13 protein-coding genes are annotated in these 12,311 nt (G+C 45.1%); 6 read left to right on the top strand and 7 right to left on the bottom strand.

What is annotated here, in order from left to right; genetic code table 11:
• Window positions 1-62: 62 nt before the first annotated feature.
• From LDX50_RS12260 to LDX50_RS12245, 4 genes are all read right to left on the bottom strand, one after another.
• Window positions 63-635, bottom strand: a complete 573-nt coding sequence (locus tag LDX50_RS12260; RefSeq protein WP_225698740.1) for a hypothetical protein — start codon at window positions 633-635, stop codon at window positions 63-65.
• A 221-nt stretch (window positions 636-856) separates the two neighbouring features.
• Entirely contained in the window at window positions 857-2,179 is a 1,323-nt protein-coding gene (locus LDX50_RS12255; RefSeq protein WP_225698739.1) for an APC family permease, read from the bottom strand.
• Window positions 2,180-2,218: 39 nt separating this feature from the next.
• Window positions 2,219-4,585: an ABC transporter permease gene (locus LDX50_RS12250; protein ID WP_225698738.1), complete on the bottom strand. Its 2,367-nt coding sequence runs from the start codon at window positions 4,583-4,585 to the stop codon at window positions 2,219-2,221.
• Window positions 4,586-4,747: 162 nt separating this feature from the next.
• Complete coding sequence (locus LDX50_RS12245; protein WP_225698737.1) at window positions 4,748-5,167, bottom strand: hypothetical protein; 420 nt, start codon at window positions 5,165-5,167, stop codon at window positions 4,748-4,750.
• 219 nt (window positions 5,168-5,386) lie between these two features.
• Here LDX50_RS12245 and LDX50_RS12240 point away from each other — a divergent pair, with 219 nt between their 5' ends.
• From LDX50_RS12240 to LDX50_RS12225, 4 genes are all read left to right on the top strand, one after another.
• A complete protein-coding gene (locus LDX50_RS12240) occupies window positions 5,387-5,839 on the top strand; it encodes a doxx family protein (protein WP_225698736.1) in 453 nt (150 codons plus the stop codon).
• A gap of 25 nt (window positions 5,840-5,864) precedes the next feature.
• Entirely contained in the window at window positions 5,865-6,341 is a 477-nt protein-coding gene (locus LDX50_RS12235) for a hypothetical protein (RefSeq protein ID WP_225698735.1), read from the top strand.
• 72 nt (window positions 6,342-6,413) lie between these two features.
• Entirely contained in the window at window positions 6,414-6,881 is a 468-nt protein-coding gene (locus tag LDX50_RS12230) for a DUF5683 domain-containing protein (protein WP_225698734.1), read from the top strand.
• 96 nt (window positions 6,882-6,977) lie between these two features.
• A complete protein-coding gene (locus LDX50_RS12225) occupies window positions 6,978-7,409 on the top strand; it encodes a YHS domain-containing (seleno)protein (RefSeq protein WP_225698733.1) in 432 nt (143 codons plus the stop codon).
• Window positions 7,410-7,414: 5 nt separating this feature from the next.
• On the opposite strand, the gene LDX50_RS12220 is transcribed toward LDX50_RS12225, so the two are convergent.
• Both LDX50_RS12220 and LDX50_RS12215 read right to left on the bottom strand, forming a co-directional pair.
• Window positions 7,415-9,388, bottom strand: coding sequence for a monovalent cation:proton antiporter family protein (locus LDX50_RS12220; protein WP_225698732.1), 1,974 nt, complete (start codon window positions 9,386-9,388; stop codon window positions 7,415-7,417).
• Between the two features lie 11 nt (window positions 9,389-9,399).
• Window positions 9,400-9,828 carry a nucleoside deaminase gene (locus LDX50_RS12215; protein WP_225698731.1) on the bottom strand — a complete coding sequence of 143 codons (429 nt, stop codon included), beginning with the start codon at window positions 9,826-9,828 and terminating at the stop codon, window positions 9,400-9,402.
• 35 nt (window positions 9,829-9,863) lie between these two features.
• Here LDX50_RS12215 and LDX50_RS12210 point away from each other — a divergent pair, with 35 nt between their 5' ends.
• The gene (locus LDX50_RS12210) at window positions 9,864-10,358 is read left to right on the top strand and encodes a DUF427 domain-containing protein (protein ID WP_225698730.1); all 495 of its coding nucleotides are present in this window, start codon (window positions 9,864-9,866) and stop codon (window positions 10,356-10,358) included.
• A gap of 469 nt (window positions 10,359-10,827) precedes the next feature.
• Window positions 10,828-11,361 carry a YceI family protein gene (locus LDX50_RS12205; protein ID WP_225698729.1) on the top strand — a complete coding sequence of 178 codons (534 nt, stop codon included), beginning with the start codon at window positions 10,828-10,830 and terminating at the stop codon, window positions 11,359-11,361.
• 81 nt (window positions 11,362-11,442) lie between these two features.
• Here the strand turns inward: LDX50_RS12205 and LDX50_RS12200 are convergent, their stop codons facing one another.
• The gene (locus LDX50_RS12200) at window positions 11,443-12,144 is read right to left on the bottom strand and encodes a hypothetical protein (RefSeq protein ID WP_225698728.1); all 702 of its coding nucleotides are present in this window, start codon (window positions 12,142-12,144) and stop codon (window positions 11,443-11,445) included.
• Between the last annotated feature and the right edge of the window lie 167 nt (window positions 12,145-12,311).

Raw genomic sequence — 12,311 nt, 5'->3', positions numbered from 1 at the left:
GGGGCTTTTTTTATTGTTGAGGGAATAATTTCTGTATCTGTTTACTAACCTCAAAAGTTCTGTTACATGTCACCTGATGCGATATTCGCGTTGGGTGTTCTGTTGATGGCGTATTCTTTTACGAATGCTTTTTCAGTTTCGGGGTTGAGTTCCACACGTACCCATCCGAGGTATGATTTTCCATCTTTCACAAGTTTCACGCCGAGGTACTGGGCACGGTCACCAGACCAGGTTCCATTCCAGTTGAGGGACTCACCGTTATAAACCGATTCGATGATCTCACCGTGTGCCTCGCTCCAGCGAACATTACCGCGTGGCATATCCATGGAGATGTTTTCACCTTTTTCAGTGATGGCGGCACTTCCGGCAATATCCATTACCTGGTGATCCTGCAATGCCTGGATGATGTATTTGGTGTGTACACTTCCTTCAAGACCTACCGATACGGTTTGGAAAACGAAATCGTTTTTACCGTCACGATCGATATCGAGGTAGTAAGGACTTGCGTAACCGAAGCTGGCTTCAGTAGCAGGAACGAAATGAGCGATGGTAGAGGCTTCGGGTTCCACAGACGCGGGGCGTTCAGTGTTGACGATCAAAGCAAATGTTATCAGGGTTGAAAATAAGAGTTTCATGATTGTTGTATTTTGAGTTTTTGACCTTCTTTGTTGTTGTTGTAATTATTTTGAGTTTTTGACCTTTGTTGACCTGTCTGTTAAATGGCAAGGGTGGTGCCAATAAGTTAACACGCACTAAATCAGGCGATTAGCATTTTTCGGCCATCGGAAACTGTACGAAAATGAACAAAACAGGTGTACACTTTCGTAAAAATGAGCATCAGAATTCAGGGAATGGATTAATCGGATGATCTCAATTTTTTAGTGAGCAGAAATACAACGGAAAGAATGGCTATAGAAACCAGACCCCCCAGTAGTTCATTCTGGTTCAATCCGAATAAAAGTATGATAACCACTACGGCGGCGGCGACGGGTACAGTATATCCGCCAGGAATTACAAATACACCTTTTCCTGCGGAGGTTGTTTTTCGCAAATTGAAAATTGATAATACTACGCCCAGGTAGAGAAGAAGAATAAACGAACTTGACATGACCGCGAGATACTTAAAGTTACCTACGATGGACAGGATAAATCCTGTGCCGGCATAGACGATGATGGCGATGTAGGGGGTTTTATATTTCGGGTGAATTTTAGATAAACTTTTTGGAGGAATGATGTTATCGCGTGCTGCGCCGTAAAGCATTCGGGGCAGGCTTAGAATTTCGCTGGACATGGTACCGAACATGGATATAGCTGCGGCGATAGTCAGGAAAGTGAACCCCCAGGGCCCGAATATCCTGCCGGCGACTTCGGCCAGCGGACTTTCTGTGTAGTCGCCAAGGGTATCGCCTAATACCCCCTGCGATACCACCTGGATCATCACATAGATAAACAACACGCCAAAAATGGCAACAAATATTGCTCTTGGAATGATCCTGGATGGATTTTTAACCTCTCCGCTTACAGTAAGTCCGGATTCTGCACCCTGAAAAGCAAAGAATAACAGGAGGGAAGTCTGGAGGAGATTTGAAAATTCCGGTGTTTCTTCCCATGCGAGGTTAGCAGGATCTACTTCCGTCCAGCCCATTACAATGAGAACAAGGATCGGAATTAATTTCACCAGCGTAATAAATTTTACCAGGCCGATGCCCTGCTTTATTCCCAGGACATTTATCAGTGTGAGTCCGCCAAAAATCATGAACATAACCAGCGTTCTGTAAATCCATTGATCGAGTATCGGGAAGAAGGTTTTTAAAATATCAACAACTGCATTGGATACAGCGCCATCAGAAAACAAAGCGGAAAGCAGGAAGAAATTGGCGGCCAGGAAGCCGGCATATTTTCCGAAGGCTTCTTCAATATAGGAATACGGTCCCCCGGTTTCAGTTACCCGGCTTCCGGCTTCGGCGAAGCAGAGCATGACAAGGCTCACGAGTAACCCGCAAACAAAGTATGCCAGGATGCTGGCAGTTCCTAATTTCGCTGCAACCAGGGCCGGCAAAACAAAGATGCCGGCACCTATCATGATATTTACAAGATTTGCACTTAACCCCCAGAGTGTAATTTCCCGTTTGAGGTCTTCTTTCGGCTGATTGATCAAATGATAAGATTGTTTTCTCAATATAGAGAAAGAACACAACTTAACAAGTTTTGCGAGATCCTATTCGCTTCTCAGCGCATTCACGGGATTTGTCTGTGCGGCTCGTCGTGCCTGATTTGATACTATCAGTAAGGCAAAACCCAGCGCGGTAATGCCTGCCATTGGGAAAACCCACCAATGCAATGCTGTCCTGATCTCATATTGCTCAAGATATTGGTCCAGAAGATACCAGGCCATGGGTGTCGCGATGGCAAAGGAAATAAGTACCAACCAGGTAAAATCCTTCGACATTAATCCAACCAGGCTCGTCACCGATGCCCCGAGTACCTTCCGGATTCCAATTTCTTTTGTTCGCTGTTCTGCCATAAAGGAGGCAAGTCCGAAAATTCCCAACCCTGTGATGATTGCAGCCAGTGAAGCGAAAATAATCGCCAGTGTATGCGTCAATTTAATGTAGGTGAATTTCTTTTCGTATTCTACGTCTACGAAGGTATAATCAAACGGGTAGGCCGGATTGAGGCTGGAATAAACCTCTTCAACCTGGTTAAGGGATGTTTGGACATCCTGGTTGCGGTTTAGCCGAAGGGTGATCACACCGCCCCAGTCCTGCAGCACCATGAACATAGGTTTAACATCCCGGTACAATGATTCCATGAGCACATCTTCCACCACTCCGATCAATGTATATTTATCCCCCCACAAATCCAGTTCGGTGCCAATGGGGTCCTCGAGTTCCATGATATCCAGCGCTGCTTTATTTACAATCATCGCCGTGGTGTCGCTTTTAAAATCCTTTGAAAAATCCCGTCCGTGCAGTAGTTTGATCCCCATGGTTTTGGTGTAATCGTATTCTGTGGTAAGCGTACTGAAGATGATACGCTCTTCTTCCGGTTTACCGGGCCATCCCAGGAAGTTATTGGATGTTACCTGGGTAACGGCACTGTTGGAGCGTGTCATGGATTCCACGGCCCCCGAACGCAGCAGTTCGTTTTTAAATACGTCGTACTTTTCCCTCAATTCCTCAGTATATTCCATGGTGATCAGTTTTTCCTGATCATAGCCGAGCTGCCGGCTTCGTACCGTATCGATCTGCTGAAAAATGACTACGGTGCCCACCATCAGGATGATTGCTACACCGAATTGTATTACCACCAATACTTTCCTTGGCAAGCTTGCATTTTTTCCGACTTTGATGGACCCCTTAAGGGTTCGTACCGGATTAAATGCCGACAGGTAGAAGGCAGGGTAACTTCCTGCAACGATTCCGGTGATGAGCACAAGTGCCAGCGACCATAACCAGAATTTTCCAGAGGTATAATTCAGAACCAGTTCTTTTTCAACGAGCGTATTGAAGTAGGGAAGAGCCAGTATTACAATGCCCATTGCCAGGATAAAAGCAATGGTTGCAATGATGATGGATTCCCCGAGAAACTGTATGATCAGTTCAGTTTTCCCCGAGCCAATACTTTTTCTGATCCCGACCTCTTTCGCGCGGTTCTGCGACCTGGCTGTTGAAAGGTTCATGAAATTTATACAGGCAATTACCAGTATGAAAATGGCGATAATAGTAAACAGGCGAACATATTCGATGATTCCCCCGGATTCAACACCTTCTTCAAAACTTGAATATAACCTCCAGCGTGGCATGGGGTACAGAAACAGGAAACGCTCGAAATCGCCTTCTTCCATGTGTTCGTTGATGATGTTGGCAATATTCGCTTCGGCAACAGCATGGTTTGCAGCATCGTCCAGCTCAACAAAAACCTGGAAGGAATTATTTCCCCAGTTGTCCATATTATCCCGTACCCATTCATTGGACTGTTCACGATAGGACCAGGGGATCAGCATGTCAAATTCGAAACTTGAATTGGATGGAACGTCCTTCAGAACAGCTGTTACCTGAAGATCAGCCTCATCATCCAGACGGACAATTTTATTGATAGGATCTTCGTCGCCAAAAAGCGATTTGGCCAATGATTCTGAAAGAACGATGGAGGTAGGTTCGTCCAGCGCGCTGGACGGGTCTCCTTTGAGCAACGGAAATTCAAACATCTCCAGGAATTCTTCGCTCACATAGAATCCGCGGTTGGTGATTTTCTTTTCCCCGACTGTGACCAGGTGATCATATCCCCAATCGGTAACGACTGAATTTACAATACGTACGTCGGCATCCTTGATGGCCTCATACAATGGAAGCGGGACGGAGGTCCAGCTATTGATGGTACCGCTGTATTCTGCGTTGATCCATACCTGGTTGAGCCTGTCGGCCTTGGGAATGAAATCATCGTAGGAACTTTCATGATCAACCCATAGAAGGATCAGTACGCTGCAGGCGATGCCAATCGTGAGGCCTGTAATATTTATAAAGGAATAAAGACGGTTCTTACGGAGGTTCCGAAGAGCAACCAGGATGAAATTGCGTAACATGCAGTTGTTGTTGAGTTGTTTGACCTGTACTACAGCACGAGTGCCTTATAAGTATAAGACTGCATTCAACTCAAAAGGTTGCACCGGATCGGCATGTTTTTATGATCTTTCCGGAACCGGCTAATTTTTGCTCCTGTAAATCAGTCAGATTTTGTGCTGAACCTATGCATTCGCCGCCAGTTGTTCCCGCAGGACAGATTCATCTGAAAACTGGTGTACCTCGAAACCAGTATCCACGGTGGTGGATTTATTCCTGATGTTCCCGGCTGAAACTTTGGAAAAGACCTCGGATGGATCCAGCAACTGGGCATGATACAACTTTTTACCTTTCAGGTGATCCATCATTCCGGGCAGAAGAACATCCACTACCCAGCGCTGTGAATTCAGACTTATAACACCCATTTTACGGATATCGGCTACAAATTTATGCGTATCCAGTTCCCGAAATGCATTCAGAACTGCGGTATTGATCTGAATAAAATGCTCTTCATTTTTAACCCGACCGGTATATTCAAGAAAAAGGGCATTCAATTCCCTGTCATAATAAATACGAGCCGAGTCGTCCTGATAATATTCTTTCATATCCCATGATTGTTTAGAGCGGGCAATTTAACCAACCAGGAATAGTTGTTTCAACACATAATTCAGTCAAATCTTACGTTGAGGGAAATTTTTCTTTATTAAATGGTGATGGATGTGAAATGATCAATTCGAGTGACTGACTATGACAAAGATCAGGTATTGTATTTTTTAGTAATCCTATATTGTCGGTCATTTCAAGAATTCAGAGAAGGGAGATATATGATCAGGAAGGCTCAGATGAAGAATGTACAGATCTTGTCGGTCTGTATTGGTATTGTTTACTTATGGTTTGGTTTTCTGAAATTTTTCCCCGGTACCAGTCCGGCAGAAGGCCTTGCCAAGAACACTATTCATATGCTCACGATGGGTTTTATTCCGGACCAGGTCTCTTATTTGATGCTGGCTGTCTGGGAAACCGGATTGGGCATTTTATTCCTCCTTACGTATCGGCGGAAATGGGTGATTTACCTGGCACTGGCACATATGGTTTGTACGTTTACACCACTGATCTTTTTCCCGGAAGTATCATTCCAGTCGGCCACACCGGCATTAACGCTGACCGGCCAGTATATCATTAAAAACCTTGTGATCATTGCAGCGCTCATCACAGTCTATCCGGCTGATGCGATGCCGAAGCAGGAAACGGGAGCCAAGGGTTCACCTGCCGCATAGTGTGAATATTCGTATCTTGAGGGTCATGATAAGATTCCTGATCATTCCGGCCGCAATGCTGTTCTCCTTTTGCGGGAGTCCGAGGCAATCATTTGATCCGGCACTTGTTTCGGGAGAGGTTATGCAAATGCTGCATGAATATCATGATGCCATGGCAACGGGCGGACTCATGGCAGAGTTTGATTATCTCGATTCATCGAAACAGTTCTTCTGGATTCCACCTGGTTATAATAGTGCTCTTGATTATGATTCAGTTAAAGCAATTCTTGTGCAGAATGCACCTGCCATGGAATCGATGGAGCTCGAATGGGAGTCTCTGATGATCTTTCCACTCTCGGAAGAGGCAGCAAACTTTCATGGTATTGTTCACAGCGTTTCCAGGGATACTTCGGGCAATGTGTTTGATGTTCGGATGATTGAATCCGGAACAATTGTTCGGCGTCCGGCGGGCTGGAGACTGTTGAATGGGCAAACCTCTTTATTGCTGTCAGAAAATTATTAAAACAAGCCAGTTTTGTGTTAGTCGATTTTTTGCGGAGTCCATAACTTTTAAAAAAAAATGAAAACTTGTTTTATGACACTGGTTTTAATCAGTGTGTTTTTTGGGCTGGAAGCTCAGGAAACAGATCATATTCCCGGAATGGATCAGACAGTTAAAACGCGGGAAATGCGCTATCGGGAACCTGTACTTGCAGGTATTTTGTCCGCACTAATTCCCGGCGCTGGACAGCTTTATAATCAGCAAACGGTTAAAGGAGTAATTTTCATGGGCGTATTTGTGGGGAGTGCCATTATGGTGCTTTCAGATTATAATTATGATTCGATTTACAATGAATCCGGAAGCAGTACAACGGCAGTAGTTGGAGGAGTAATTATGTTTGGAATTTGGGTGACGGCAATAGTCGACGGGGTTATATCGGCAAAGAAAATCAATCAGAAGTACGGACTGTCATTGGAATTTCGTCAAATACCCTCCCTGGAAAATGTGGGTGTGATGGGTTCGGTTCCGTCCCTGACCGTCAGTTTTACTCTGGGCAAATAGAAAAAATTGTCCTGAGGAAGACATCAGGGTTGTTAATGATGAATTTGACAATCCCGGAACTCCTGTATCCGTACAATTCAGAAAAGAAAAAGCAAAATGAGGAAATTTGGTATTGGCATTTTATTGCTACTGTGTGTGAACCTGGTATTCGGACAGGAGATATTTCAGACCAAGGCGGGGGCGATCAAAGGATATGATCCGGTCGCCTATTTTACAGAATCGAAGCCGGTGAAGGGCAAAGAGCAGTTTAAGCTGGTGTGGAATAATGCGACCTGGTATTTCGCGTCGCAGGAACATAAGGAACAATTCCTGGAAAACCCTGAGAAATATGCCCCGGCATATGGCGGGTATTGTGCTTTCGGTGTAGCCGGCGGGTATAAGGTAAAGACAGAGCCGGAGGCCTGGGCTATTGTAAATGGGACGCTCTACCTGAATTATGACCTCGGAGTTCAGAAGGAATGGAATGAAGACCGAAAGACAAACATTGAAAAAGCCGATAAAAACTGGGCCAGCCTGAAGGACGAATAGCGGGATTATTCACTCACCGCCCTGTAAAAAAGTTCAATGTCCTTCGGTTCCCCGCTTAAATAGATAAGGTCGTGCTGTCGGATGACCTCATCTGAGATGATATTGGAAATCATCACATCATCGCGTGATATGCCCAGGATGTTGACTTTATATTTATTGCGTATTTCCGCTGCCGCAATGGATTTTCCAACTATCGGTCCGTGATCTGCGATTACACGCACGCATTTGATATTCAGTAATGATTCGGCGACAGAAGTTATCTTGCCCGGTTTCTTGTGATGGGGAGACAGGAACTGGTAGTTATCATTTCTGATTGTTTCCGTGAGTAGATGGACTTCATCGATTGGCACAAGGTATTTGTGCATAACGCGTGAGAATATTTCAATAGAGGTCTCAAATTCTTCGGGAATTACTTCATCGGCGCCCAGTTGCAGCAGGTCATCAATTTCATTAACGAATCTTGTTCTGACAATCACATAGGTGGTGTGGCATATAAGACGAATATTTGATACTATCGATTTGGTTGCCTGGGGGTCGGATATTGCGATTACAATGACGCGCGCGTTTTCTGCGTGCAACTCATGGAGAATGTGCGGATGAACGGCATCTCCAAACATGATGTTCTCTCCGTTGGCTTTTTCTTTTCGAACAGTATCCGCATTCAGTTCCAGGATCATGTACGGGATATTTGCATGCCTGGCAGCCCGGGCGACATTCCTGCCGTTAATGCCATACCCAATTATAATCAGGTGATCTTTTTTCAGTATTTCAGGAGTCTCTGAAGTGACCCTGGGGGTATTCATCCGGCGGGAAATTTTGCTCCGTGTAAGCCAAAGACTGATTCGATCCGAATAGTTGATGGCGAATGGTGTCATGGCCATCGTCAGTATTGAAATGGCCAGGAAATACTGGTAGGAGACCTCACTCATCAGATTATTAGCAAGGCCTTCCCTCGAAAGTATAAATGCGAATTCCCCGATCTGAAATAACGATATGCCGGCCAGAATACAGGTACGCAACGGGTATTTAAGTACATATGCCGCTAAGCCGGCGATGGTGCCCTTGGCAATGAAAACAAGCAATGCCACGGGAATGATGATGATTAAGTTCTGAATAAAAAAACCGACATCCAGCAGCATTCCAATGGAGATGAAGAAAATGCTGGTAAACAATTCACGGAAAGGCAGTATCATGCCAGTGGCCTGGTGGCTGTAGGGTGACTCTGATATGATCAGGCCGGCAAGAAATGCTCCGAGTGCCAGTGAGAGGCCTGCTTCAGCTGTGAGGAACGCTACCGCGAAACACAATGTGATGGTGGTGAGCAGAAATAATTCCTGGTTCCGTGTTTTAACGACCAGGTTGAATAGCCTTGGAACCAGAAACCTGGCAAGAAACAGGGTGATCAGGATAACTCCGGCTGATTTAGCCAGGAGCAGCAGGATGGACATCCCGATATTTTCTGAATTGCCTGCAAGGATAGGAGTAAACAGCATCATCGGAACCACAATGAGGTCCTGGAAGATCAGGATGCCCAGTGCAATTCTGCCTTGCGGGGAGGAAATCTCGTTGCGATCCTGAAAAATTTTGAGTACGATGGCCGTGCTGGACAACGAAAAAAGGAATCCCATAAAGACACTGCTGTTCCAGGACATGCCCAGAATCAGCAGGCATAAGCCTGTTACGATTATTGTCATGCCTACCTGAACTGCGCCACCGATTATGACGGTTTTGCGTATGGCAGCCAACTGTTTCAGCGACATTTCCATTCCAATTACAAACAGGAGGAGGATCACGCCGATCTCCGACATCACTTCCACTTCTTCGGATGCCTTGACCAATGAAAGCGCATGGGGACCAATGATAATGCCGGTCGCCAGGAAGCCGATTACGGCCGGAAGTTTAAGCCGCTGAAAAATGAGTACGACAATAACCGAACTAACAAATAGAAGAAGAAGGTCCTGAAGTAATGGAAAATGCATAGCCCTTTATTTCAACGATTAAAAAGATCCAGACAGGCTTCACGTTCAATTCCCGAACAAATTTCGATGTCATACCAGGAGGCGTCGGCAACCGTGCTGGATTTAATCAGTATTTGTCTTCCGTGCTGGGCGGCATCTGCTATCGAAGCCCCGTATACCAATGTACCGATACCCGCCCAGAGAATGGCGCCCATACACATCGGGCAGGGTTCAACGGTAGAATAGAGCGTAAGGTCTTCGGGTATATCATAATCCAGTTGCTCCATCTTTCCGATTACATTGATTTCCGCATGTGCGACTGGTCCGTGCAGTTTGGTCGTATTGAATGCTCCAACGTAATTACCTTCCTCATCAACTAAAACTGCACCGAAAGCAGTTTTGCCTTCTTTGGCCAGGTCGATAGCCATCCGCATCCAGAATCTGTTGTCATGAGCAGGCATAATAAACTTCAGTTAGAGTTGTTTGTTCTGGAAATATGAGACCAAAACCTGTAAAACCCAAGGGCGGACAGGAATCTGTTTGGGATTATCCCAGGCCGCCCAAACTGGAAGAAGTAACGAAGACCATCGAAGTTTATTTTAACGGGGTGCTTCTGGTACGGTCGGCGCGAACGTACCGTGTGCTGGAGACGAGTCATCCCCCTGTTTACTATATTCCACAGGATGATGTTGCGATGGAATACCTGGTGCCGTCTGATCGCACAACTTATTGCGAATGGAAGGGCAGGGGCCGGTATTTTTCGGTTCAGGTTGGCGACAGGATGGAGCAGGATGCCGCATGGTACTATTCTGATCCGATCGGGAGGTTTGGTCCGATCAAAAATTACCTTGCCTTTTACGCGCATAAAATGGACAAATGTCTCGTAGATGGGGAGGTAGTCACCCCGCAGCCCGGCAATTTCTATGGCGGATGGATCACGAAGGATGTTGTCGGCCCGTTCAAAGGGGTTGAAGGCAGTTTTGGATGGTGATCAGGTGTAGTTAGTAGTCAGTAGTCAGTGGTCAGTAGTCAGTAGTCAGCCTGCCTGCCGGCAGGCAGGTAGTCAGTAGTTCGCCTGCCTGCCCACCTACGCTGTCCCTCCGGTGGGTAAACCGGGGAGGCAGGGATGACGATCTGAGGGAGTTTTGCCCGCCTCGATGCTGAATCTGCAACCATGCAGGAGATGACTAGTGGACTCGCGTGCCAACGGTACGCTACATTTGTAGAGAAGTATATATTTTAAATTTGGCGAGCCGCAGGTACGCTCCTTGTTACCAGATCCATGCCAAATCACATGGATTTGGACGAGAATCCTATCCGGGGTCGTAGACGGTACCTCCGCCCGGTTTGCGAACAGGATAGAAAAATCAAACAAAAAAATTAAAAATTTCGAAACTATCTCCCATATACTTGCGTTTATGAGTTTAAACATATATGTTTGAACATCTAAATAAGAAACTATGGAAACTTTAACTAAAACAACCTGGACTATTGACAACATGCACAGTGAAGTGCAATTCAAGGTAAAACACCTTGTAATTTCAACAGTAACAGGAACCTTCAAATCATTTGAAGGATCTATTGAAACTGAAAATGACGATTTTGATGGTGCTTCAGCATCATTCTCTCTTGACGTTAACAGCATTGATACCAATGTTGCAGACCGCGACGCGCACTTGAAGAGCGATGACTTCTTCAATGCTGAGAAATACCCTTCTATCACTTTCAACGGAACACTGAATAAAGTGGGAGGATCCTATAAACTTACTGGTCCTATGACCATCCGTGATTTCACGAAAGAAGTAACCCTGGATGTTGACTTTGGCGGAACTATGGTAGATGGCTACGGTCAGACCAAGGCAGGATTTGAAATAACCGGTAAGATCAACCGTAAAGAATTTGGATTGATGTGGAATATGGTTACCGAAGCTGGCGGTGTAGTGGTAGGTGACGATGTGAAACTGGCACTGAATGTTCAGGTGACAAAGAACTAATCACACTGTTGGTGATAAACAAAAAAATCCCGGATTTACCCGGGATTTTTTATTTTAAAAAGATTTTAAACTGTCAATTGATCAGATTTTGCTCCTGATCTCTTCATCATAATCCTTTACAATCGCACGCCATTCATCCATGAATCCAACCCAGCTGCCTGTGCCGTATTCTTTTTCATAAGCTTCGACTACTCCTGAATTTTCATCCCATTCAGCATACTTGTCAAAAGGCCATACGATGGCAACATCCGGTCCGTTCTTAAAGTGAACTGCACTGTTATAAATGACAAATGCTCGTCCCATATTTTTTTGCACCTTCACCATTTTTTCCATCAGCGGAGCAAAACGATATCCTTGTCCGTCTTCAAATTCTATGGACCAGGCCCGGTATTTCGTTGCGGAATTCATCATATCCACACCGGTTGATAAGTTCGTATTCAGACGCCAGATCGTAGTGGAACCATATTCTGCAATATTTGGCTCGACATTCTTTGCCCAATCCGAAACGTGGCCGCTATCGGTAGGACGATTATCGAGTGTGGCATAGGTGCCTTTCAAAACCCATACATACCAGCCGGCTTTTTCGCCGTAGTCGATGTAACGCAGCATCGCCTCGCCGTCACCGGCCGGATGATACTTCTTGTTATGTGCTGCAATGGCTGACTCGAGCGCCTGGCTCTGACCGATTTTCGGGAAAAGATAGAGGGATTCAACAATATTTGATTGTGAATAGGTAATCATGCACAGGAATAATCCCGCGACTGTTAACATAAAGCTTTTCATATAGTTTGATTAATTAGGTTGGACATATAAGTTACTTGTTTTTTCCAATTAATTTTAATTATTACAGCATTTTATTTTAATATTTTGATAAATTCGAATGATTATTTCAGTTTATAAATATTATATTAGAACAGGTATATTTTGAAGTCATTGTTCTTTTAATGATC

It is taken from the genome of Fulvivirga sedimenti, from assembly GCF_020328055.1.
This window is presented reverse-complemented; position numbering and strand designations above follow the sequence as displayed.

Excerpts from the sequence above, each read along its gene's own strand:
- LDX50_RS12260 (WP_225698740.1), bottom strand. The coding sequence starts at position 635 with ATGAAACTCTTATTTTCAACCCTGATAACATTTGCTTTGATCGTCAAC.
- LDX50_RS12250 (WP_225698738.1), bottom strand. The coding sequence starts at position 4,585 with ATGTTACGCAATTTCATCCTGGTTGCTCTTCGGAACCTCCGTAAGAAC.
- LDX50_RS12245 (WP_225698737.1), bottom strand. The coding sequence starts at position 5,167 with ATGAAAGAATATTATCAGGACGACTCGGCTCGTATTTATTATGACAGG.
- LDX50_RS12240 (WP_225698736.1), top strand. The coding sequence starts at position 5,387 with ATGATCAGGAAGGCTCAGATGAAGAATGTACAGATCTTGTCGGTCTGT.
- LDX50_RS12235 (WP_225698735.1), top strand. The coding sequence starts at position 5,865 with ATGATAAGATTCCTGATCATTCCGGCCGCAATGCTGTTCTCCTTTTGC.
- LDX50_RS12230 (WP_225698734.1), top strand. The coding sequence starts at position 6,414 with ATGACACTGGTTTTAATCAGTGTGTTTTTTGGGCTGGAAGCTCAGGAA.
- LDX50_RS12225 (WP_225698733.1), top strand. The coding sequence starts at position 6,978 with ATGAGGAAATTTGGTATTGGCATTTTATTGCTACTGTGTGTGAACCTG.
- LDX50_RS12220 (WP_225698732.1), bottom strand. The coding sequence starts at position 9,388 with ATGCATTTTCCATTACTTCAGGACCTTCTTCTTCTATTTGTTAGTTCG.
- LDX50_RS12215 (WP_225698731.1), bottom strand. The coding sequence starts at position 9,828 with ATGCCTGCTCATGACAACAGATTCTGGATGCGGATGGCTATCGACCTG.
- LDX50_RS12210 (WP_225698730.1), top strand. The coding sequence starts at position 9,864 with ATGAGACCAAAACCTGTAAAACCCAAGGGCGGACAGGAATCTGTTTGG.
- LDX50_RS12205 (WP_225698729.1), top strand. The coding sequence starts at position 10,828 with ATGGAAACTTTAACTAAAACAACCTGGACTATTGACAACATGCACAGT.
- LDX50_RS12200 (WP_225698728.1), bottom strand. The coding sequence starts at position 12,144 with ATGAAAAGCTTTATGTTAACAGTCGCGGGATTATTCCTGTGCATGATT.